Genomic DNA, 21,668 nt, shown 5'->3' on the forward strand with positions numbered 1-21,668 from the left:
CATCCGTAACGTTGGCGTGTCCGGCAGTCCGCTTTTGGACCGCCGCGTCTCATACCTGAACGTCAGCTTCTTCGTAGTTAGTAGACGTCCGGGCGACGTTCAACACTTCAAACCTTGCGATCCGGGTGGAACCCATCGCCTTTGCCAGTTCTCGGTCTTGGTAGCCCGGCTGGGCAATCAACCACTTCACGAAGTCATCTCGTCCAGACGCTTCTAGCGGGAAGATTAAAGCTGGGTCAGGGTCGCTTGAATAGAGCAGGAATACAACGTCTGCGCCCCAAGGACCACTATCGTCAGTAGCGACTATTACCCGGCGCAGGGCAGTAAGAGCCAGCTTTTCTTGGGCACCTTGGCTATCGCTAACCACAATGTCGCCATCGACGAAGCTGACGTTCCAGAGAGCCAGAGGCGACCTATTTGCGAGCCTTTTGCGTAACCAGCTAAGCATAGTTTAAGAGTTACACGGTTGACGGCATGTCCGCTATGGCTTCGCGTCCCGACATTCCACTTCTCCGCGAAAAACATGTTCATTCTCCGAGGCGGGCCGTTACGCGGTCACCCATCCTCACACCCGCGCGTCGATCATCCGCGCAATCGCCACATAGTCCTCCACCGTCAGCGTCTCGGCGCGGCGGCTGGGGTCGATGCCCAGCGCGTCGAGCGCCTCCAGCGCGCCTGCAATACCCTTGAGGCTCTGACGCAACATCTTGCGGCGTTGGCCGAAGGCCGCTGCCGTCAGCCTGCCGAGCGTGCGCACGTCTACGCCCTCCGCCGCGTCCTTCGGCACGATATGGACGATGGCGGACATCACTTTTGGCGGCGGGGTGAAGGCCGAGCGATGCACCTTCATCGCGATGCCCGCCTCGCTCCGCCACTGGGAGAGGATGGCGAGGCGCCCGAAGGCGTCGCTCCCCGGCGCCGCCACGATCCGCTCGGCCACCTCCGCCTGAAACATCAGCGTCGCCGATTTCCACCATGGCGCCCATTGCGCGCTCTCCAGCCACCCGACCAGCAACGCCGTCCCCACATTATAGGGCAGGTTCGCCACGATATGCGCCGGGCCGCCGCAGGCCGCCTCCGCGTCGATGCCCATTGCATCGCCTTCGATGACCTCCAGCTGGCCCGGAAAGGCCACCGCCAGTTCCGCAAGCGCGGGCAGGCACCGCGCATCCCTCTCCACGGCGGTCACGCGGGCGCCTGCACGCAGAAGCGCGCGGGTGAGGCCACCGGGGCCGGGGCCGACCTCGAACACGCGTTCGCCCGCGAGCGATCCCGGTATCGCAGCGATCCGGTCGAGAAGCTGCTCGTCGAGCAGGAAGTTCTGGCCCAGCGCCTTGCTCGCGCGCAGACCGTGGGCCGCAATGACCTCCCGCAACGGAGGCAGAGGCGCTGACGTCATCTCAGGCAGGCACGCCATATGCGCGGCGGGATATATCGGCCTGATGCGCCATGCGGATCGCGGCGATCATGGCGCCGGGATGAGCGTGGCCCTGACCCGCAATATCGAAGGCTGTGCCATGATCGGGCGAGGTGCGGACGATCGGCAGACCGAGTGTGATGTTGACACCGTCGTCGAAGTTCAGCGTCTTGAGCGGGATAAGCGCCTGATCGTGATAGCAGCACAGGATCGCGTCATAGCGCTCCCGTGCGCGCGGTGTGAACAGCGTATCGGCCGCAAGCGGACCCAGGATGTCGAGCCCTTCGGCGCGTAGCTCGTCCAGCGCCGGGATGATCGTCTCCACTTCCTCCTGCCCGAGCAGTCCGTCCTCTCCCGCATGGGGATTGAGGCCTGCCATGGCGAGGCGCGGCGTTGGGATGCCGAACAGGCGGTGCAGCCCACGCGCCGTAGCATGGGCGCGCATCTTGATGAGCGCGACGGTGAGCGCGTCCGGCACGGCCCGCAGTGGCACGTGGATGGTGAGTGGAACCACGCGCATGGCTGGCCCTGCGAGCATCATCACCACATTGCCGCGCGACACGCCGCAACGCTCGGCCACGAACTCGGTCTGGCCCGGATAGGTGAAGCCCACCTGGGAGAGCTGGGCTTTGGAAACGGGGGCAGTGACGAGCGCGCGGGCGCTTTCCTGCCGAGTGAGGCCGGTCGCGATCTCCAGGCTCTGGAAGGCGCAGCGCGCCCCGTCCAGCGTGGGCCGTCCGGGCACCGCCTCCGCCGCGTCGTCTACATGGAGGCACGGCAGAGCATGCTCGAATACGGACATCGCATCGGCCGGATCGGCAATGGTGCGGACCGGACCGGACCACACCGCCGCGATGGAAGCGCAATCCCCCACCGCGAAGAACGGCGGCAGACCTTCCCGATCGCGTAGATCCCATGCCTTGGCCACGATTTCCGGCCCGATCCCGCTCGGGTCGCCGAGCGTGACCACGATCGGGCGCTGAGGCGTGCGGGGGTCCGCGATCGGGGCGGCTGCCTCAGTTATAGTCGATCACCGCATCGCGTCGCAGATCGCGCAGATAGGTCCGCGCGCGCTTGTTCACGCGCTCTTCTTCCATCTGCGACATGATCTGGTCGAAGGACGGCGCGCTCGCATCCTGCGGATCGTCGCGTCCGCACAGCACCAGCACTCGCACGCCTTCAGTCACGGAGCCGAAGGGCGGCGTCGCCTGACCCACCTGCATGCCCAGGAGAAGGTTCTGCAATTGTGGCGGCAAATCGCGCACCTTGATGCCGTCATTCTCGACGACTTCAGCGCCGATCGACTTACCCACGTCGTTCACGGTGCCGCAGCCCTGAATGCCCCTCGTGGCGTCGGCGAAGGTGCTCGCTTTCTGCTGAGCCTGCGCCTGCGTCGTTCCCGCAGGGAAGGCGATGCTAAGCTGCTTGAGGCTAAGGATGGAATCGCGCGGGTCGGCGGTCAGCACCTGGCGTTTGTCGACGAGCAGCAGGATAGAGAAGCCGCCGGGCAGCGCAATCGGTCCAGCGATCTGCCCCACCTGCATCTGCGTTGCTGCGGCGGAAAGTTCGTCCGGCAGCACGCCGAGGCGCACCCAGCCCAGGTCGCCGCCTACGGCTGCGGTCGATGCTTCCGAATATTGGCGTGCATAAGCCTGGAAGGAGCCGCCCTGCTGGATCTGCTGAATGATCTGGCGGGCATTGGCTTCGACCTGCGCCCTGTTCTCCGGAGAGGCCGGAAGGTAAATCTCGCTGACCCTGAACTCGTCCTGCCCCTTGGACTGTTCGAGCCGCTTCATGACGGCGCGCACCTCTTCCTCGGCGACGTTCACGAACGGCTGCACCTGGCTGCGGAGCACGCGAGACCAGGCGGACTCGCCTTCGATCTGACGCCGGATGCTGGCGGCCGATGAGCCATGTTCCGCAAGATATTTGGTGAACTGCTCGGGCGTCTGGCGGAAGTTCTGCGCGACTCGCGCATAGCTCTGGTCGAGTTCGGCCGGGCTGATCTTTATATCCTTCGCCGCCGCTTCCTGAATCTGCAGCGTCTCGTCGATGAGGTTGCGCAGCACCTGCAGGCGCAGCCTCTCCAGCTCTTCCTCGGGCACCTTGCCGCCATTGGCCAGCACCACGAGAGCGAGCCGCTGTTCCACGTCGGTCTGGGTGATGACGGCGCCGTTCACGATCGCTGTTGCCTTGCGCACATTCGGGTCGGACTTGCCGAACATGGTGAGATCCTTGGGCAGGTCGAGCGACGCTGACGGCGCCTCAAGGCGATCGTCCGGCACTGCCTGCGCGTGAACCGGCACGGCAACCAGGCTCTGTGCGCCGAGGGTGACCAGCATCATCGCCCGATGGGCCTTGCGCCCGAACTCTGCTCTCAACATGAACTCCATTGTCTTTTTCCGGCCCCTCGTCACGCGCGCACTACACCCGCCCGTCTGAACTGGGCGTGAGCGCAGCAACAGAGCGCCAGGGCGCGGTCTTACAGGCCCAGATTCTTAAAAGCGAGTCGGAGCTGGAAGGAATTGCCGCGCCGTGCGTCACCCACCGTCTGGTAATCGCGCCGCCAGGTGAGGCCCACGGAGACGCAGTCATTCTCAAAAGCGATGCCGACACGGTGCCGAACCGGCTCATATCCGGACTGGAGAGTGAGCGGATCGTCGTCGGGACCAGTGAGATCGATATTCGTCGATCCGAACACTGACCAGAATTTCGCGAAGGCGATGCGCCCGGCAAGGCGGATTTCCTCGATGTCGCGTAGATCTTCCACGCCGGACGCAATGTTGCGGTTCAGCCGGATGTAGCCGACTTCCGCGTAGGTTTTGCGCGATCCGACCGTCGCGTCGATCTCGTTGCGGCGGACAGAGAAATTGTCCTTGTCGAGACGGAAGCGATGCGTGACCGAGAGGAAGTCTCGGTAGCGCACACGAGTCCGGCCGACGATGTCGGAGAGGCGGTCCGAGAGGCCCGTGCCGTCCAGCAGGATCGTCCTGCGGTCGTTCAGCCGGTAGCTCTGGCCCACTGTGGCATCGACCGTGAGGTTCGGCCGGTCGAGGTGATAGTCGGCGCCATAAGTGACCCGCACCGAATCCTCGAAACGGTCGTAGCCGGGGAAGCGATTGAGCGCGAAGAGGTTGCTGTCGTCCAGGTCGACCGCGCGCGAATCCTCGTTCGGCAGTTCCATATTGGCGATCTTGGGTGAGGCGACGAGCTGGATGCGCGGGGTGATCCGCTGCTGTCCGCCAAAGGCCTTGCCGATGAACGGCCAGCGAATATCCGCGGCAATCGCGGCGATACCGCGCGCCTCCCAGCCCGGATTGCCCCGATAGCTTACGGTGGGCGAGAGGTCGTTCTGCGCGCTGTGATACACATCACCACGCAGATAGCCGGTCAGCGTCACTTCCTGTCCCAGAGACGTCAGCCGGTTGAGCGACCAGGTCGCACTGGCGAAGGCGCGCTGCGTGTCCTGCCCTTCGGTGCGGATGATGGCGAGGCTGTTCGCCTGCACCTGCACTGTGCCGCCCAGCAGCGGGTCGGCCAGGCGCAGTCGGTAGTCGATTGCGGGGAGGGCGATCGGCACCTGTCCCGCCACCGCGCCGGGGCGCAGGGTCTGGAACGCCCAGCCTGCCACGGAGAAGTAGCTCCGCTCGCCGATCCGCTCCAGGTTGATCGTCGAGCGCAGCCGGTCCTCGCGGCTGAGATCGTAGCGATTGAGGAACGTCCGGTCCGTTACGTAGCGAAGCGATCCAGTTACCGACCAGAGTGGATCGAGCTGGAACTTGCCGCTCGCGGAGAGATAGGCGCGCAGTCCCTTTTCCCCCTCATTATTGGGGGTTGTGATCGCTTCCTCGCGGCGGCTTGACGTGAGGAAACCGCTCAGCTGATAGGCGCCGCGCGAGAGCAGCGCGCGATAGCTGCCTTCGATCATGGGCAGCACTTCGGTGTAGACGTGCGGCGTGATGACGAGATCGCGATTGTCCGCGAGGCGCCAGTAATAGGGCAGGGCAGCGTTAAAGCCGTTGCGCCGGTCATAGCCCAGGTCCGGCACGAGCAGGCCGCTGCCGCCCTTGTCGCCCAGCGGGTGCGAGAGACCGGGCAGCGGAATGACCGGAAGCCCCAATAGCTCGATGCGCGCGCCCTTGTAGGAGACGTGCTCGCGGCTCTCGTCATAGACGACGCGTTCCGCCTTGATCTGCCAGCCCGGTTCCTTCGGGCAGCCATTCTCATCCGTCACCTTACACGGCGTATAGGCTGCGCGCTCCAGGATATAGACAGCGCCCTTGCGCTCGCCCTGATCGGCAGCGAGTCGGTCACCCCTTTTGGTCACGAGCAGCAGGTTGCGGACGATTCCGTCCTTGAACTCATCGTCGACTACAAAGTCGTCGGAATAGGCAGTGTCGCCATTGGCATTCGTGACGCGAACATTGCCCTTCGCCGTCACTTGCCCGCTTTTGCGGTCCCACACGATGCTGTCTGCGCGCAGCGTATCGTCGGTCCTGCGCGCTACGACATGTCCCGAGGCCGTGACGACTTCATTGTCATAATCATAGTCGATCTGGTCGGCTTCGAAGGCGATTTGTTCGGCAGAAACCGGCCCCGTATCCGGCTGCGCTTCGGGCGTCGGAGCGACCGCCCCAGCCTGAGGCACCTGAAATTCGCCACCCGGAACATCGGACGCAGAGTTGCCCGGCACCTGAACCTGTGCCGCGTCGGCCCGGTTCTGGGCGGCGGCCGCAGGAAGATCGGCGGCCTGAATGAGCAGCGCGGCAACAATCATGATCGCGCGGTGTCCCCCGGCACAGTTCAGCAATGGCGTGGACCATGCCACGTGGGTCGTTCTCCCTGACGGATCGGGGGCGTCACCCACGATACGGCGCGACAGCCTATTGCACTGCAAAAGGGCTAGGGCAACGGCCTTGAGAATCCGTTAGGCTCAACAGCATCATTTGCACGTTTGCGTGCCTAAGCATGGCATCTCGCTGTTCCGATCGCTATCTGGTGTGCAAATGCGGCTCGTCCGCATGTTCATTTTCGACACAGGAGCCTCCCCCCGATGCGCATTACCGTGAGTTCCAGCCGCCCCAACGATGCGCAGGCGCTCGTGTTCCTCGTTGCGAAAGACGGCGGGGTTGCGCCACCGCTCGCGGCTGCGTCGCTGGTGAGGGAAGGGGCCGCCGCTGCCCGGTTCAAGGGCGATGCCGGCTCGCTGTTCGAGACGTTCGTAGAAGAGGACGGCGCGGTCGTGCGGGTCATCCTCGCCGGGATTGGCGGCGGCGCCACTGCCGATCTGGAGAAGGCCGGCGGCGCGGTGACGGCGCGTTTGCAGACCTCGGGCGTAACCACGGCGGAAGTGGAAGGGCTTGATCTCGCGGCCGATGCTCTTGCGGCCTTCGCGCTTGGCGCGCAACTGCGCGCATGGCGGATCGACACCTATCGCACCAAGCTCCCGGAAGCGCAGAAGCCCACCCTCGCCGAACTGGTGATCGTCAGCGCCGCCGAAGGGGCCGCCGAGGCCTGGGCGAAGGAAGAGGCGTTGGCGCAGGGCATTGCCTTCACCCGCGAGCTTGTCGCTGAACCTGCCAATATCCTCTATCCTGAGACATTCGTGGAGCGCTGCCGCCCTCTGACCGATCTGGGTATAGAAATCACTGTGCTGGACGAAGCGGAGATGACGAAGCTCGGCATGGGCGCTCTTCTCGGCGTTGCGCAGGGCTCGGTTCGCAAGCCGCGCCTTCTGGCGATGCGCTGGGACGGTACCGGCGGCGCGCAGGAGACTCCGCTCGCCTTCGTCGGCAAGGGCGTCACTTTCGACACCGGCGGCATTTCGATCAAGCCTGCGGCCGGCATGGAAGACATGAAGTGGGATATGGGCGGCGCGGGCGCTGTTGCTGGCACTATGAAGGCGCTAGCCCTGCGCAAGGCAAAGGCGCACGTCGTGGGTATTTGCGGCCTTGTCGAGAATATGCCGGACGGCGGCGCGATGCGTCCGGGCGATGTCGTCACCACCATGTCGGGCCAGACCGTCGAGGTGCTCAATACCGACGCGGAAGGGCGGCTGGTGCTCTGCGACGCCGTCTGGTGGACACAGGAGACGTTCAAACCCGCAACCCTTGTCGATCTCGCCACGCTCACGGGCGCGATGATCGTCTCGCTGGGCCACGAACATGCCGGCATCTTCTCCAATGACGATGCGCTTGCCGACGATCTGCTCAAGGCTGGCGTCGAAACCGGCGAGAAGCTGTGGCGCTTCCCGCTTTCGGATGCCTATGACAAGCTGCTCGACAGCCCCATTGCGGACGTGAAGAATATCGGGCCGCGCTATGCCGGGTCGATCACGGCGGCGCAGTTCATCAAGCGCTTCGTCAAGGATGGCGTCAAATGGGCGCATCTCGACATTGCCGGCATGGTCTGGGCGGACAAGCCCGGCGCAACATGGGACAAGGGCGCGACCGGCTATGGCGTGCGCCTGCTCGACAGGTTCGTCCGCGACCATCACGAGCAGGCGTGATCCCCGCTTGGGCATGACGCAGGTCGACTTCTATCACCTGACGCGCGATCCGGTGGAGCGGGCCATTCCGGCCATCGCCGCGCGGATCGTGAAGGATGGCGGTCGCCTGCTGGTCGTGGGCGCGGAGCGGAGTCGGCTGCAGGCCGTGTCCAACGCGCTTTGGGACGCCGGGGCGGAGAGCTATCTGGCGCATGATTTCGACGATCAGCCGCTGCCCGAGGTCCAGCCCATCCTGTTTTCGGAAGGCATGGCTGCTCCCAACGGCGCCCGATTTATCGCACTGGCGGACGGGCTGTGGCGAGAGGATGCTCTGGGCTTCGATCGCGCCTTCTATTTCTTCGACGAGACGACGATCGAGGGCGCCCGTTCGGCGTGGGTCGCCCTCAACAAGACCGATGGCCTAACCGTGCGGTTCTGGAAACAGGAGGGCGGCCGCTGGCGTCAGGGGCCGTGACGCGGCCGGGCGCTCCCGGTGGTTTGCGCCGCGCACCCTTGATCCCGTGGCGCTTCGCCGCTAGAGGCGCGCCAATTCCGGCCAGTCGCCGGCCTCATCCTCTAGCATCGGAGCTTTCCCATGGCGGTGACCCGCACTTTCTCGATCATCAAGCCGGACGCCACGCGCCGCAACCTCACTGGCGCCGTCACCAAGATGCTGGAAGATGCCGGCCTGCGCGTCGTCGCCTCCAAGCGCATCCAGATGACGCAGGACCAGGCCGAGGGTTTCTATGCCGTCCACAAGGAGCGCCCCTTCTTCGGCGAGCTGGTCAGCTTCATGATCTCCGGCCCGGTGGTCGTGCAGGTTCTCGAGGGCGAGGACGCCGTGAAGCGCAACCGTGACGTGATGGGCGCGACCAACCCCAGTGATGCTGCCGAGGGCACGATCCGCAAGACCTATGCCGAGTCGATCGAGGCGAACAGCGTCCATGGTTCGGACAGCGAAGAGAATGCCGCGATCGAGATCGCCTATTTCTTCAAGCCGGAAGAGCTGGTCGGCTGAGCTTCGGCGCCACGCTGAAATAGTAAAAGGGCCGTCCGGGCGACCGGGCGGCCTTTTTGTTTACGCGCCTCGCAGCCGCTCGTGGTGGCGGATCACCTCATCGATGATGAAGCGCAGGAACTTCTCGGTGAAGTCCGGGTCCAGCTTCGCGTCCACCGCCAGCTGCCGCAGCCGGGTGATCTGGCGCTCTTCGCGGCCGGGGTCGGCCGGGGGCAGGGCGGACTTCGCCTTGTGCTCGCCCACCGCCTGCGTGATCTTGAACCGCTCCGCGAGCATGAAGACCAGCGCCGCGTCGATATTGTCGATGCTCTCTCTGTATCGCTGCAGCGTTTCGTCCACCCGTCTGCTCCGTTCATGTCAATCGGCTCGCATGCTCATTGCGGGCGCACCGCCGCAACGCAAGCGGATTTGCTTGCCAATCCGTTGCTTGCTTGCCAGAGACTTGGGATCATGAGCGCGACAGTCCACCGTCTGGATGCCAAGGCGTCCGTCCCCTCGCTTGAGCCGATGATGCAGCTCGTCGCGCAGGACATGAACGCGGTGAACGCCGTCATCCTCGCGCGGATGCAGTCGCGAATCCCGCTTATTCCCGAGCTTGCCGGGCACCTGATTGCGGGCGGCGGCAAGCGAATGCGGCCAATGCTCACGCTCGCCTGCGCGCGCCTGCTCGATTATGCGGGCACCCGGCATCATCGCCTCGCCGCCGCCGTGGAGTTCATCCACACCGCCACGCTGCTGCATGACGATGTCGTGGACGGCAGCGGCATGCGCCGGGGCAAGCAGACCGCCAATCTCATCTGGGGCAACAATGCCAGCGTGCTGGTCGGCGATTTCCTCTTCAGCCGGTCGTTCGAGCTGATGGTGGAGGATGGCAGCCTCAAGGTGCTCAAGATCCTTTCCAGTGCCTCGGCGATCATCGCGGAGGGTGAGGTGAATCAGCTCACCACTCAGCGCCGCGTGGAGACGGACGAGGACCAGTATCTCGACATCATCGGCGCCAAGACCGCCGCGCTCTTCGCCGCTGCTTGCCGCATTGCCGCCGTGGTGGCCGAGCGCGACGAGGCGACGGAACTCGCGCTCGATAGCTACGGGCGCAATCTCGGCATTGCCTTCCAGCTTGTCGATGACGCCATCGACTATGTCTCGGACGGCGAGACGATGGGCAAGGACACGGGCGACGACTTCCGCGACGGCAAGGTGACGCTCCCCGTCATTCTTGCCCATGCGCGCGGATCAGTGGAGGATCGCCGCTTCTGGAAGGACGCGATGAGCGGCCTGCGCAAAAGCGACGCGGATCTCGCACACGCCCGCGAACTGCTGCGTGAGACCCGTGCCATCGACGATACGCTTGCCCGCGCCCGGCACTATGGCCAGCGCGCCATCGACGCGATCGGCATGTTCGGTAACGGCGCGGCCCGCTCCGCGCTGACCGAGGCGGTCGAGTTCGCGATTGCACGGGCGTATTGAGGCGAACGCCGTTTCCCGCCGCGCTGAAAATCGGTGAGGCGCCTGGAACCGTTTAGTTACCGAGCGATAATCCTTCACGATCTGCGTCAATGGAGAGTTTTACCCGTAAGGATGGATATCCTTGCCGCCCTCATCGAACATTGCCCTGCCATCGGTTTGTATTCGTCGTCAGGCTTAAGCATTTGCGTTCAGTGAGAAAGCGGCCCCTTCGCCAACGAGGAATGACGCCTCTAGAATCCGAATGGTAAAAAGCTGCCATGCAATCGGCAAATATGCCAATAGCGTTCACGTCCAGCGAGAAGGTAGGTCATGGAGCAAGACTTATTAAGTGATTTCTGCGGGCTTAATTTGTTCTGAATTCTCGTGCTCCTGAAATGGTCCCGAAACGACGAACTCCTATCGCCTCGAGAACTGACAGCGGTTTTATAGTGTTAATTGGTGGATTTGGTTCTGGTACAAAATCGATTCCTGCCGTTCTCATGTCGAGAATCAGGGTAGCGATCTGTCTGTCGATAACAGATCCCATCTGCAATAATACAAAATCCTCAATTGTGGAAAATGAGCTCAGTATTGGAGGTGCTCTTAATTGGACAGTTTCGCCTCCATTTATACGTTCCATAGAGGTCGCTAGATGCGTTACGCTTCCTCTGATATGAGTTGGTACAGATAAATACGTGTAATATACTCCTATCTGTAGATCGTTGTCTAAATCCATTAAAAATAGCGAAATTCCATAACTTGTCATATCTGGAAATTTTTTCGATTTTATAGCAACGCAATATGTTACTATAAGAGTGCATTTATTTTCATCAAATTACTGTAGAAAAGACACATCGTATTTTGTGTACTTTACTTTATCTTCATTTTTTAGATGCGTACTAGTCATTGAAATTGTAAATAATGGTATTGCAAATTCTCCCGATGAGCTGTCCGATAATAACGAATAGTCGATCTTTTTTACCTGAGAATATGTAGTATTATAGGTGTGATGTAAATGGAATTTTCCACTTTCATTATTTATCCAACACGTTACGTGTTCATCATTAATATTAATATTTCTGTCGAATTTTTCCATATTTATGGATCGAATTGGAATAAAAATTGCTCCCCGATCGCCTAACGATTTTGCTGTAATTATTCTCCGATTTGTACCACTCATTTTAACAGCTAGAGCAAGTTTAGAGCCGGATTTATTGTCTACCATGTTTCGACATTCCTTATCTCGACGATCATTCACATAATTATTTTATTATCTGCGTCGAAAGGTCAGTCTGTACAGGGGTCGGGCAAGCTATAGCCCCTGTCCTACACCTCCCGCACTATGCCACACCCATCGCGCAGCCCCATCGCCGCGCGCTCTTTCTCATCGCCAGCCGTCTATCAGTGCACCGGATTTTTTTGCTCCTAGAGGTGTAACCTTTAGAACCTTTCGCGCCGCATGGCCCCTCGTACTCACACTCAGCCCTCACCACCGACCCTCTCGATCAGCGCCATCGCGGCTGCGGGATTGCGCACCTTTGCGCCGGAAATCACATAAGCGAAGACATCGCCACGCGTCGCCCGCGCACGCAAATCCGAGGCAATCCCGTCCAGTTCGGCTTGCGTGAACCCCACCGGCTCGTACTCCCGCGTGCCGATGAGCCTTAGATAACAGAAGTCCGCCGTAGCCTCGTCGATGCGCGGCCAGCTCTTGCCTTCCACTTCGCCGTCCTCGTCGCCCTCCGCCAGCACGATCGCGCAGCCATAGGCACGGGCGAGGTCGAAGAAGGCCGGGCAGTCGAAGCTTTCGTGCCGCACTTCCAGCGCGTGGCGCAGCGGCACGCCGTCCTGCTCCTTGGGCAGCAGCTTTAGGAACGCCTCGAAATCAGCCGCGTCGAACTGCTTGGTGCCCGCGAACTGCCAATTGATGGGGCCGAGCTTGCTCCCGAGTTCGCTCAGCCCTTGCCCCAGAAACTTGGCCATCGAGTCGCTCATGCCGGCCAGTTCCCGCCGGTTGGTGCAGTAGCGGCTGGCCTTCACGGAGAAGACGAAGTCGTCCGGCGTCTCCTCCCGCCACTTACGCCAACTGTCGGCCTTGAAGGTGGAGTAGAAGGTACCGTTGATCTCGATCGAGGAGAGGGCTTCGGCCGCGAAGCTCAGCTCCTTCTTCTGCGCCAGCCCTTCGGGGTAGAAGACGCCGCGCCATGGCTCGAAGGTCCAGCCGCCGATGCCGATGCGGATCGTCCCTGCCATATCGCGGTCTCCTGTTCTATGGGGCAGGGCATGAGTGCGCCGCTGCCCATATATACCGTCCTGCCTGACCTGCTTGCCGCGCTGAGGCAAGGGGCCAATGCCGTGCTGGTCGCCCCGCCGGGCGCGGGCAAGACCACCTGCGTCGCCCCGGCGCTGCTGGCCGAGCCATGGTGTACCGGTCAGGTGTTTCTGCTCTCGCCCCGCCGGCTTGCCGCCCGCGCCGCTGCCGAGCGCATGGCGGAGCTGGCCGGGGACAAGCCCGGCGGCCTCATTGGCTATGCGACCCGGCTGGACAGCCGCGTCTCGGCCGCGACTCGCGTGCTGGTGATGACGGAGGGCATCTTCCGCCGCCGCATACAGGAGGATCCGGCGCTGGAGGGCGTCTCCGCCGTCCTCTTCGATGAAGTGCATGAGCGCAGTCTGGAAGGGGACTTCGGCCTCGCGCTGGCGCTGGATGCGCAGGGCGGCCTGCGCGAGGACATCCGCCTGCTCGCCATGTCCGCCACGCTGGATGGCGCACGCTTTTCCCGCCTGATGGGCAACTGCCCGGTGGTGGAGAGCGAAGGGCGCAGCCATCCCGTCGATCTGCGGCACGTCGGCCGCGCGGTGGAGACCCGCATCGAGGATGCAATGGCCGGCGCGATACGGCGCGCGCTGGCCGAGGAGGGGGCGGGCGATCTGCTGGCCTTCCTGCCCGGTGTGGGCGAGATCACGCGCACGCTCGATCGGCTGGCGGGGCTTGGCGGGAGCGTCGATGTGCTGCCGCTTCATGGCGCGCTCGATCCCGCTGCCCAGCGCGCGGCACTGAAGCCTGCGCAGGCCGGGCGTCGCAAGGTCATCCTGGCCACCAGCATCGCGGAGACGAGCCTCACCATTGATGGCGTGCGCATCGTCGTCGATTCGGGGCTGGCGCGTCGTCCCCGGCACGATCACGCCGCCGGTGTCACCCGGCTGGTGACGGAGCGGGCGAGTCAGGCCGCCGTCGTCCAGCGCGCGGGGCGGGCAGGGCGGCAGGGGCCGGGCGTCGCCTATCGGCTGTGGGAAGCGGCAGCTACCAGCGGCCTTCCGCCGTTCGATCCGCCCGAGATACTGGAGAGCGATCTGACGGGGCTGGTGCTCGATTGTGCCTTGTGGGGTGTGCCCGATCCTGCGGCACTGCCATGGCTCGACCCGCCGCCTGCCGCCGCCGTGGCCGAGGCGCGCAGTCGCCTGTCGCGCATCGGCTCGTTGGATGAGGCGGGAAAGATCACGGCTCATGGCAAGGCCGTCTCCGCGCTGCCGCTGGAGCCACGCCTCGCGCACATGCTCATCGCGATGGCGCCGCTGGGTCTCGCGTCGCTCGCGGCCCGGCTCGCGGTGCTGCTCACCGAGCGCGGGCTCGGCGGAACCGATGGCGACCTTGCGCGGCGCTATGATCGCTGGCTGAAGGATTCCGGCCCGAGATCCAAATCCGCGTTTCAGTTGGCTGAAAGATGGGCCGCTCTTGTTGTTGCTAAGCGATCCTCCCCACCTCCGGCGGATGAGGCCGACGTCGCCCGTTGCCTCCTCGCAGCCTTCCCTGACCGGCTCGCCCGCCGCCGCGATTCGCGCGGAGAGGACTGGATCAGCGCGGGCGGCCGCGCCTTCCGGCTCGATCCCGCCAGCAGCCTTGCGGGTGCGCAGTGGCTCGCCGTGGCCGACATTCAGGGCGCCGCATCGGGCGCACGCATCCTCTCCGCTGTCGCCCTCGACGAGCAAACTGCGCTGGCCCTTGCGGCCGATCGGATCGAGATGCGCACCACGCTGCGCTGGCGCGATGACATCGCCGGAGTCGAGGCCGTGCGTGAGCGGCGGATCGGCGCCATCGTCCTCGCTCGCGGTCCGGACGACGCGCCTGATCGCGCGGACGTGATTGCCGCACTTGCCGATGCGGTTGGTGCGCGCGGGCTGGATCTTCTGCCCTGGAGCAGCGCGTCTCGCGCGTTGCGCACGCGAGCTACCTTTGCCGGAGAAGCCGCGATCGGCGACGAGGCGTTGCAGGGCGCCCTCCCGGACTTGCTCGAAGCGACGCTCCCTGCTGGCGCGCGTCGGCTCACACAGATCGCGCTTGATGCGCTACATGGCTATCTGCTGGGTCTGCTGGGCCACGAGGCTTCGCGCCGTATCGAGCGCCTCGCGCCCGTGTCTTTCACCAGTCCCGCCGGAAGCACGCATGCCATTGATTATGCGGCGCCCGCCGGGCCGACTGTCGAGCTGCGTGTCCAGGCGCTGTTCGGCCTTGCCGCGCATCCCGTCGTCGGCAGCGAACGCATTCCGCTTGTCCTGTCGCTCACTTCACCTGCCGGGCGGCCTATTCAGACGACGCGAGACCTACCGGCTTTCTGGGCGGGAAGCTGGAGGGACGTGGCGAAGGAAATGCGGGGACGTTATCCTCGGCATCCTTGGCCGGACGATCCCGCTTCCGCTGACCCTACGCTTCGTACCAAGAAGGCGGACGCCCGCATCAGATCGTGATCGGCCAAATCTTGACAGCAGCCGGCCGTTGGGCGACGGGAGCGGCGAGCTCATAGAGGATCGATCATGGCTGCCCGCATCTTCCAGATTCCCAAGAACGCCTTGCAGTCCGGCAAGGCCCGGACCGGCACCTGGATGCTGGAATTTGTGCCTGCGGAAGCCAAGACGCCCGATCCGCTCACCGGTTGGGCTGGTTCGGGGGATACGCTCGAGCAGATCAAACTCGGTTTTCCGAGCGAGGCAGCTGCCCGTGCCTATGCCGAGCGAAACGGCATTGCGTATAATGTAGTGCCCACGCCGCCGAAAACGCTCAAGCTTCAGGCCTACGCCGACAATTTCCGTTAAAAGGCGTCGATCGCGTCCATCATTTTGGTGAGCCGCCGGGGCGCCACTGCCCGCCAGCTGCGGCTCAACCATTGCGCGACATGGTCCCAGTCGACTCCGGGGCGATCCAGCCTCAGCGCTATCCAGCCTGACGCGCCATAATAGGCAGGACGATAGTAGCTGTCCGGTTCCTCTTCGATGAGCGCGCTCATCTCGTCTGGACCCGACGTTTTGACCAGTAGCGCTATCGCGTCCTCGCCATGGTGACGCATGCTTACATAAGCGAAGAATTTGCCTGATTTCTCCCCGCCCACGCGCCAGCCCGGCGCCCCATGCGAAGTGCGGCCGTCCGTTTCCGGCAGGGCAAGAGCAAGCTCGCCGACTTTTGCGATAAGCCAGTCCGGGTCCATTTCCCGCGTCACATAATCGGCGAGTGCTCGGGAGTAGAGCTGATACTCCGCGTAAAGCACCCGTTGCGAGAGCGTCTCCGCAGTATCACCGGGCATGATCGCCACAGGAACTTGCCCCAGTACCGGCCCCTCATCGAGATCGGCGGTTACCAGATGAACGGTGCAGCCGCCATGTGAGTCCCCTGCGTCGATCGCCCGCTGATGGGTATGGAGGCCGGTATATTTTGGCAGAAGGGAGGGGTGGGTATTGAGCATCCGTCCCGCCCAGTGGGACACGAAGTCCGCGGTCAAGATACGCATATAGCCGCAGAGCGCGACGTAATCCGCGCCGGAATCTAACAGCGCCGCCTGCATGATCGCCTCATGCGCTTCGCGGCTCATGCCCTTGTGGCTATGCGCGAAGGTCGGGACTCCTTCTGCCTCCGCGACAATCAGTCCCTTTGCCTCGGGAATGTTGGAGGCCACCAGAACGATTTCATAGGGGCAGTCGGGCAATCGAGAGGCATAGAGCAGAGACGTCATTGTCGTCCCCGTGCCGGAGAGCATGACGGCGACTTTTGCTTTGGCCATGACGATCCTACTCATCCAACGTCAGGCGTTGTGCGTGACTTTCCACGCGCCCCGCGCGCTCCATGCCTCGGCTGATCCGCGCACGGTGCAGCCTTTCGGGCCAGCCTCTATGGTGCCTATGCGGTGAACCGTCTCGCCGCTGCCTGCCAGCATGGAAGTGGCTTCCTCGACGTCTTCTGGAGCAACGGCCATGACCATGCCGATCCCGCAATTGAACGTCCTCGCCATTTCGCCGGGCTCGATGTTTCCCTGAGCCTGAAGGAAGGCCATAAGGCGTGGCTGCTCCCACAGATCGACATCGATCACCGCGTGCAGGCCATCGGGGAGCACGCGGGGCACGTTCTCCAGGAGTCCGCCGCCTGTGATGTGCGCCATCGCATGAACGAGACCACGGCGCACCAGTGACATCAGGGGCTTCACGTAAATGCGCGTCGGTGCCATCAGTGCATCGATAAGCAGCACTTCATTGTCGAACAGGGCCGGACGATCGAGCTTCCAGCCCTTGTCCTGCGCCAGCCTGCGGACCAGCGAATAGCCATTGGAGTGTACGCCCGAGGAGGCAAGGCCCAGCAACACATCGCCCTCAGCGACCTTGTCCGCCGTCAGCACTTCGTCGCGCTCGACCGCGCCGACGCAAAAACCTGCGAGATCATAGTCGCCATCGGCGTACATGCCCGGCATTTCGGCAGTCTCGCCACCAATGAGAGCGCATCCCGCCTGCCTGCATCCCTCCGCGATCCCAGCGATCACGCGCTCCGCCACGCCTGTCTCCAGCTTCCCGGTGGCGAAATAGTCGAGGAAGAAGAGCGGCTCCGCCCCCTGCACGATAAGATCGTTAGCGCACATGGCGACGAGATCGATGCCGACCGTGTCATGCTTGCCACTGTCGATCGCAAGCTTGAGCTTAGTGCCTACCCCGTCATTGGCCGCCACGAGGAGCGGATCGCGAAATCCTGCGGCCTTGAGATCGAAGAAGCCTCCAAACCCGCCGAGATCGGCATTTGCGCCGGGCCTCCGGGTGGATTTGGCGAGGGGGGCGATCGCTCTTACGAGCGCGTTGCCGGCGGCGATATCCACGCCAGCCTGCGCATAAGTGTAGCCGGCGGGTTCGTTGTGCTTGGGGTCCATGGTCTGCCCTTACCAAATCGTTCTTGGTTTTCCAGAGCAATGCCGCCAAAAGAGCGCCGTGACGCTGACTCTGCCCACGATCAGGCCCATTCACATAGCCTTCGCGCTCCTTGCGGCGCTGCTGGGAGCAATGCTGATTGCCCAGATCGAAGGCGAGAGAGGCATCGCGCCCATTGCGTCGAGCGGCGACTTTGAGGTGCGGGACGTCAAGGTCGACGTTTATGGTCCGAATCCCGAGGCCGCGCGAGAGATGGGCTGGAAGCTGGCGCAGCGACTGGGCTGGCGCTCGCTCGCCCAGCGCACGAACGGGAGCGGCGGCACGCTGCCGGACAGCGTTCTGGACAGCATTGTGTCCGGAATAGAAGTGCAGCGCGAAGAGATCGGTCCCAATCGCTACATCGCGACACTGGCGGTCTTTTTCGATCGCGCACGAGCCGGGCAGATCATGGGCGTCAGCGGTCAGGTGATGCGTTCGCCACCGCTGCTCGTCATCCCCGTGCTGACCGAAGGCGGTGTATCGACCACATTCGAGACGACGACAGAGTGGCAGAAAGCATGGGCGCTTTTCCGTACGGCGGACAGTGCCATTGACTATGTTCGAACCGCAGGGGACCGGGCAGACCCGGTGCTCCTCAATGCGGCGCAGACCCGCAGGCGTGGGCGCAACTGGTGGCGCACCCTGCTTGACCAATATGGCGCAGCGGACGTGATAACTCCTCTCGCGCGACTGGAGCGCACTTATCCCGGCGGGCCAGTCATCGGCCGTTTTGCCGCACGCTATGGGCCGGACAGCCATTATATCGGTAGCTTCACCCTGCGCGTCGAGAAGTCGGCGGATATCCCCCAAATGATGGCGGCGGCCGTCAAGAAGATGGACGAACTCTACACGCAGGCTCTGATGAGCGGCCAACTCCGGCCCGATCCGTCGCTGGTCATCGAAGAGCCAGTCGATCCCGATACTTTGGGCAACCTGTCCGAGCTGGACGGTCTCGACGGGATATTGCCTGCCGATGACGGCATCGTTGCGGGCGTAACTAGCTACACCGTTCAGTTCGACACACCCACTGCGGCATCTGTGTCTCAGGGCGAATCGGCCCTGCGCGCGATCGGCGGGGTCCGTTCCGTAGCCACCACAAGTCTCGCCTTGGGTGGCGTGTCTGTAATGCAAGTGGGCTTTGCCGGGCCGCTCGATCAACTTCGCTTAGCTCTTGAGGCGCGCGGATATGCCGTCAGCGTCGCGGGTACGACGCTGCGGATCACCCGACGCGCACCGGCACCAGCCGGTTCCCCGGCTCCCGCCACGCCATGACCCAGCTTGCCCTGCCAATCGACTGGCAGCGGCGCGGGGAGGGCGAGAGGCTGCTGCTCTGCGACGCCAATGCCGATGCCGTGGCGCTTCTGCGGGATTGGCAGCGCTGGCCCGGCCCGGCGGCGCTACTGGTGGGCCCACGTAAGTCCGCTCGCTCGATCCTCGGCAGGCTTTTCGCTGCTGAGAGTGGCGCCGAGGTGATCGACGACGCCGATAGCGAAAGCGAGGAGAGGCTCTTCCATGCATGGAATGAAGGCCAAAATACTGGGCGACCCGTGCTCCTTATCGCGGAGCATGCGCCGCCGGTCTGGTCTCAGGCGCTCCCCGATCTGCGGACTCGGCTCGCGACCGCTGCGATTGCGCGCATCCAACCACCTGACGAGGTGTTGATCGCGGATCTTGTCGCGCATGATCTTGGTTTGCTGGGCGCCGCCTTCGCCCCAGACGTGCCAGGCTACGTCGCAAGGCGGGTAGAGAGATGCTATACCGCTGTCGATGCGATCGTCACGTCCCTTAACGCGGCGGCCCTTTCGCGAAACTGCAAGATTTCGGTGGCACTCGCGGGCGAATTGCTGGGACTCTGAATCCCGTCCTGAAAGGGACAGCCAGATGGACAGGCAATGTGTTGGGCGCGGAGCGCCGCGAAGGAGATGAAAGCGTGGCCGAAGCCGATCCAATCCAGTCCATCAAGGCTTCCGGCCCGCGCTACTTCAATCGGGAGCTTTCCTGGCTCAACTTCAACCAGCGCGTTCTGGAGGAAGCCAGCAATCCAGCGCATCCTCTGCTGGAGCGCCTGCGTTTTCTTTCCATTTCCGGCAATAATCTCGACGAGTTTTTCATGGTCCGCGTCGCCGGACTAAAGGGTCAGCAGCTCCAGGACGTCGATCTTCGCTCGGTCGATGGGCTGACGCCAGCGCAGCAGCTCGCGGCGATCGGCGAGCATGCTGATGCGCTGATGGCTGGCCAGCAGGCTGTCTGGCTGGAGCTGGACCGTCAGTTGCGCGGGAACGGCGTTACCGTGATCAGCGAGCACGACCCGCTGCCGGAAGAAGACGAACTGTGGCTGCGTAGCCATTTCCTCTCACAGGTATTCCCTATCCTGACGCCTCAGGCGCTTGATCCGGCACATCCTTTCCCATTCATCCCCAACAAGGGACTCAGTCTGTTTTTCGGTATCGTGCGGGAAACGGACAAGGAGCCGGTGCAGGAGCTCGTCATTCTGCCGGGAACTGTGCCCCGTTTCGTCCGCCTGCCGGGCGACAATGCGCGCTACATGGCGCTCGAGACCGAGATACGCCGCTATTCGAACCTCCTTTTCCCCGGTTTTGCCGTTAAGGAATCGGTTCTCTTCCGCATCCTGAGAGACAGCGACATCGAGCTTGAGGAGGAAGCTGAGGATCTGGTCCGTTATTACCGGAGCGCGATCAAGGAGCGGCGGCGCGGTCGAATTATCCGGTTGGAGAATGAGAGCGGCCACGCCCCGGCGATGGAAGAGCTCCTTCAGGCAATGACTCAAGGCCACGAGGCGATGAGCGTCGATATTGATGGCTTTGTGGGCATTGGCGATCTCGACGCACTGGTCGATGAAGATCGTCCGGACCTCAAGTTCACGGCGTTCGCGCCCCGTTTTCCCGAACGCATCCGTGAATATGGCGGGGACTGCTTCGCAGCGATTCGCGCCAAGGACATCGTCGTCCACCACCCCTATGAAGCTTTCGACGTGGTGGTCGCCTTCCTGAAACAGGCAGCGAGCGATCCCGACGTGGTCGCGATCAAGCAGACGCTCTATCGTGCAGGCAAGCAGTCGGCGGTCATCCGCGCTCTCATCGATGCAGCTGAGGCTGGCAAGTCGGTGACTGCTGTCGTCGAGCTCAAGGCCCGGTTCGACGAGGAGCAAAACCTTCTTTGGGCCAGCGCGCTGGAGCGGGCAGGGGTCCAGGTGGTTTATGGGTTCGTGGACTGGAAGACACACGCGAAGATTTCGATGGTCGTCAGGCGAGAAGGGACGGAGTTCCGCACCTATTGCCATTTCGGCACGGGAAATTACCACCCCGTCACCGCACGGATTTACACTGATCTGAGCTTCTTCACCGCTGACCCACGCGCTGGGCGGGACGCTGCGGCTGTGTTCAATTACATTACCGGATATGTCGAGCCCAAGGCGATGGAACTGCTCGCCATGTCGCCACTCACGCTCCGTCAGCGTCTCGTAGACCTGGTCGATGCGGAGATTGCTCATACACGCGCCGGCCGCACGGCGCAGCTCTGGGCGAAGATGAACAGTCTGGTCGATCCCGCCATCATCGAGAAGCTCTACGAGGCGAGCAACGCGGGCGTAGAGATCGATCTCATCGTGCGGGGCATCTGCTGCCTGCGGCCCGGCGTGCCCGGCATGTCGGAGAATATCCGAGTGAAATCGGTCGTGGGCCGCTTTCTGGAGCACAGCCGCATCTGGGCGTTCGGCAATGGCAAGGCGCTCCCAAACAACGGTGCCCGGGTCTTCATCAGTTCGGCGGACTGGATGCCGCGGAACTTTGATCGCAGGGTCGAGTATATGTTGCCGATCGAGAACCCCACTGTTCATGACCAGGTGCTCGATCAGGTGCTGGTTGCCAATCTGCTCGACAATGAGCAAAGCTGGGCGCTCGATAGCGACGGCACCTATCGACGATTCGAAACAGGTGAGAAGCCATTCAATCTCCACACCTATTTCATGACGAACCCGTCATTGTCCGGCAGGGGCGCCGCATTGCGCAACAGCGATGCTGTTCCCAAATTGTCTCTTCAGCGCAGGCGCTGATCCGCAATGACCG

19 protein-coding genes are annotated in these 21,668 nt (G+C 63.0%); 9 read left to right on the plus strand and 10 right to left on the minus strand.

The features are described 5' to 3' along the window. Positions 1 to 49: 49 nt before the first annotated feature. The 5 genes from ACNAOH_RS01085 to ACNAOH_RS01105 all read right to left on the minus strand — a co-directional run bounded on the left by ACNAOH_RS01085 (position 50) and on the right by ACNAOH_RS01105 (position 6,194). A complete protein-coding gene (locus ACNAOH_RS01085) occupies positions 50 to 367 on the minus strand; it encodes a hypothetical protein (RefSeq protein WP_443970950.1) in 318 nt (105 codons plus the stop codon). Positions 368 to 565: 198 nt separating this feature from the next. Beyond that, on the minus strand, positions 566 to 1,399 hold the full coding sequence (rsmA, locus tag ACNAOH_RS01090; RefSeq protein WP_443970951.1) for a 16S rRNA (adenine(1518)-N(6)/adenine(1519)-N(6))-dimethyltransferase RsmA: 834 nt from the start codon (positions 1,397 to 1,399) through the stop codon (positions 566 to 568). Position 1,400: 1 nt separating this feature from the next. Further along, entirely contained in the window at positions 1,401 to 2,441 is a 1,041-nt protein-coding gene (gene pdxA / locus ACNAOH_RS01095) for a 4-hydroxythreonine-4-phosphate dehydrogenase PdxA (RefSeq protein WP_443972009.1), read from the minus strand. Next, the gene (locus ACNAOH_RS01100) at positions 2,434 to 3,801 is read right to left on the minus strand and encodes a peptidylprolyl isomerase (protein WP_443970952.1); all 1,368 of its coding nucleotides are present in this window, start codon (positions 3,799 to 3,801) and stop codon (positions 2,434 to 2,436) included. Before ACNAOH_RS01100 ends, pdxA begins: the two co-directional genes overlap by 8 nt. A 98-nt stretch (positions 3,802 to 3,899) precedes the next feature. After that, the gene (locus ACNAOH_RS01105; RefSeq protein WP_443972010.1) at positions 3,900 to 6,194 is read right to left on the minus strand and encodes an LPS-assembly protein LptD; all 2,295 of its coding nucleotides are present in this window, start codon (positions 6,192 to 6,194) and stop codon (positions 3,900 to 3,902) included. Between the two features lie 276 nt (positions 6,195 to 6,470). On the opposite strand from ACNAOH_RS01105, the gene ACNAOH_RS01110 reads away from it, so the two are divergent. The 3 genes from ACNAOH_RS01110 (at position 6,471) to ndk (ending at position 8,922) form a co-directional block, all read left to right on the plus strand. Next, positions 6,471 to 7,925 (plus strand): leucyl aminopeptidase, encoded by a 1,455-nt coding sequence (locus ACNAOH_RS01110; protein ID WP_443970953.1) that lies wholly within the window; start codon positions 6,471 to 6,473, stop codon positions 7,923 to 7,925. A 13-nt stretch (positions 7,926 to 7,938) separates the two neighbouring features. Next, complete coding sequence (locus ACNAOH_RS01115; RefSeq protein ID WP_443972011.1) at positions 7,939 to 8,379, plus strand: DNA polymerase III subunit chi; 441 nt, start codon at positions 7,939 to 7,941, stop codon at positions 8,377 to 8,379. A gap of 120 nt (positions 8,380 to 8,499) precedes the next feature. Beyond that, entirely contained in the window at positions 8,500 to 8,922 is a 423-nt protein-coding gene (gene ndk, locus ACNAOH_RS01120) for a nucleoside-diphosphate kinase (RefSeq protein ID WP_443970954.1), read from the plus strand. A 60-nt stretch (positions 8,923 to 8,982) separates the two neighbouring features. On the opposite strand, the gene ACNAOH_RS01125 is transcribed toward ndk, so the two are convergent. After that, positions 8,983 to 9,261 (minus strand): chorismate mutase, encoded by a 279-nt coding sequence (locus ACNAOH_RS01125; RefSeq protein WP_443970955.1) that lies wholly within the window; start codon positions 9,259 to 9,261, stop codon positions 8,983 to 8,985. 111 nt (positions 9,262 to 9,372) lie between these two features. Here ACNAOH_RS01125 and ACNAOH_RS01130 point away from each other — a divergent pair, with 111 nt between their 5' ends. Beyond that, positions 9,373 to 10,389 carry a polyprenyl synthetase family protein gene (locus tag ACNAOH_RS01130; RefSeq protein WP_443970956.1) on the plus strand — a complete coding sequence of 339 codons (1,017 nt, stop codon included), beginning with the start codon at positions 9,373 to 9,375 and terminating at the stop codon, positions 10,387 to 10,389. Positions 10,390 to 11,203: 814 nt separating this feature from the next. On the opposite strand, the gene ACNAOH_RS01135 is transcribed toward ACNAOH_RS01130, so the two are convergent. Further along, the gene (locus ACNAOH_RS01135; RefSeq protein WP_443970957.1) at positions 11,204 to 11,593 is read right to left on the minus strand and encodes a hypothetical protein; all 390 of its coding nucleotides are present in this window, start codon (positions 11,591 to 11,593) and stop codon (positions 11,204 to 11,206) included. Positions 11,594 to 11,847: 254 nt separating this feature from the next. Then, positions 11,848 to 12,621: a DUF72 domain-containing protein gene (locus ACNAOH_RS01140; RefSeq protein WP_443970958.1), complete on the minus strand. Its 774-nt coding sequence runs from the start codon at positions 12,619 to 12,621 to the stop codon at positions 11,848 to 11,850. A 30-nt stretch (positions 12,622 to 12,651) separates the two neighbouring features. Here ACNAOH_RS01140 and hrpB point away from each other — a divergent pair, with 30 nt between their 5' ends. Further along, entirely contained in the window at positions 12,652 to 15,114 is a 2,463-nt protein-coding gene (gene hrpB, locus ACNAOH_RS01145) for an ATP-dependent helicase HrpB (protein WP_443970959.1), read from the plus strand. A 66-nt stretch (positions 15,115 to 15,180) separates the two neighbouring features. Next, positions 15,181 to 15,459, plus strand: coding sequence for an NADH dehydrogenase ubiquinone Fe-S protein 4 (locus ACNAOH_RS01150; RefSeq protein WP_443970960.1), 279 nt, complete (start codon positions 15,181 to 15,183; stop codon positions 15,457 to 15,459). Here ACNAOH_RS01150 and purN read toward each other — a convergent pair. After that, positions 15,456 to 16,418, minus strand: a complete 963-nt coding sequence (purN, locus tag ACNAOH_RS01155; RefSeq protein WP_443970961.1) for a phosphoribosylglycinamide formyltransferase — start codon at positions 16,416 to 16,418, stop codon at positions 15,456 to 15,458. The two genes, ACNAOH_RS01150 and purN, sit on opposite strands and share 4 nt — an antisense overlap. A gap of 21 nt (positions 16,419 to 16,439) precedes the next feature. Next, positions 16,440 to 17,546, minus strand: a complete 1,107-nt coding sequence (gene purM, locus ACNAOH_RS01160; RefSeq protein WP_443970962.1) for a phosphoribosylformylglycinamidine cyclo-ligase — start codon at positions 17,544 to 17,546, stop codon at positions 16,440 to 16,442. A 58-nt stretch (positions 17,547 to 17,604) separates the two neighbouring features. On the opposite strand from purM, the gene ACNAOH_RS01165 reads away from it, so the two are divergent. The 3 genes from ACNAOH_RS01165 (at position 17,605) to ACNAOH_RS01175 (ending at position 21,655) form a co-directional block, all read left to right on the plus strand. Continuing rightward, the gene (locus ACNAOH_RS01165) at positions 17,605 to 18,855 is read left to right on the plus strand and encodes a heavy-metal-associated domain-containing protein (RefSeq protein WP_443970963.1); all 1,251 of its coding nucleotides are present in this window, start codon (positions 17,605 to 17,607) and stop codon (positions 18,853 to 18,855) included. Then, positions 18,852 to 19,439 (plus strand): chromosomal replication initiator DnaA, encoded by a 588-nt coding sequence (locus ACNAOH_RS01170; protein WP_443970964.1) that lies wholly within the window; start codon positions 18,852 to 18,854, stop codon positions 19,437 to 19,439. The genes ACNAOH_RS01165 and ACNAOH_RS01170 overlap by 4 nt, the downstream gene beginning before the upstream one ends. Before the next feature lie 74 nt (positions 19,440 to 19,513). Then, positions 19,514 to 21,655 (plus strand): RNA degradosome polyphosphate kinase, encoded by a 2,142-nt coding sequence (locus tag ACNAOH_RS01175; protein WP_443970965.1) that lies wholly within the window; start codon positions 19,514 to 19,516, stop codon positions 21,653 to 21,655. Positions 21,656 to 21,668 lie beyond the last annotated feature (13 nt).

The organism is Sphingobium sp. CR28 (assembly GCF_052327305.1).
GTDB lineage: Bacteria > Pseudomonadota > Alphaproteobacteria > Sphingomonadales > Sphingomonadaceae > Sphingobium.

Coding starts and splice junctions, on each gene's coding strand:
- ACNAOH_RS01150 (WP_443970960.1), top strand. CDS start 15,181: ATGGCTGCCCGCATCTTCCAGATTCCCAAGAACGCCTTGCAGTCCGGC.
- ACNAOH_RS01105 (WP_443972010.1), bottom strand. CDS start 6,194: ATGATTGTTGCCGCGCTGCTCATTCAGGCCGCCGATCTTCCTGCGGCC.
- rsmA (WP_443970951.1), bottom strand. CDS start 1,399: ATGACGTCAGCGCCTCTGCCTCCGTTGCGGGAGGTCATTGCGGCCCAC.
- purN (WP_443970961.1), bottom strand. CDS start 16,418: ATGGCCAAAGCAAAAGTCGCCGTCATGCTCTCCGGCACGGGGACGACA.
- ACNAOH_RS01135 (WP_443970957.1), bottom strand. CDS start 11,593: ATGGTAGACAATAAATCCGGCTCTAAACTTGCTCTAGCTGTTAAAATG.
- ACNAOH_RS01100 (WP_443970952.1), bottom strand. CDS start 3,801: ATGTTGAGAGCAGAGTTCGGGCGCAAGGCCCATCGGGCGATGATGCTG.
- ndk (WP_443970954.1), top strand. CDS start 8,500: ATGGCGGTGACCCGCACTTTCTCGATCATCAAGCCGGACGCCACGCGC.
- ACNAOH_RS01110 (WP_443970953.1), top strand. CDS start 6,471: ATGCGCATTACCGTGAGTTCCAGCCGCCCCAACGATGCGCAGGCGCTC.
- ACNAOH_RS01170 (WP_443970964.1), top strand. CDS start 18,852: ATGACCCAGCTTGCCCTGCCAATCGACTGGCAGCGGCGCGGGGAGGGC.
- hrpB (WP_443970959.1), top strand. CDS start 12,652: ATGAGTGCGCCGCTGCCCATATATACCGTCCTGCCTGACCTGCTTGCC.
- ACNAOH_RS01130 (WP_443970956.1), top strand. CDS start 9,373: ATGAGCGCGACAGTCCACCGTCTGGATGCCAAGGCGTCCGTCCCCTCG.
- ACNAOH_RS01115 (WP_443972011.1), top strand. CDS start 7,939: ATGACGCAGGTCGACTTCTATCACCTGACGCGCGATCCGGTGGAGCGG.
- purM (WP_443970962.1), bottom strand. CDS start 17,546: ATGGACCCCAAGCACAACGAACCCGCCGGCTACACTTATGCGCAGGCT.
- ACNAOH_RS01140 (WP_443970958.1), bottom strand. CDS start 12,621: ATGGCAGGGACGATCCGCATCGGCATCGGCGGCTGGACCTTCGAGCCA.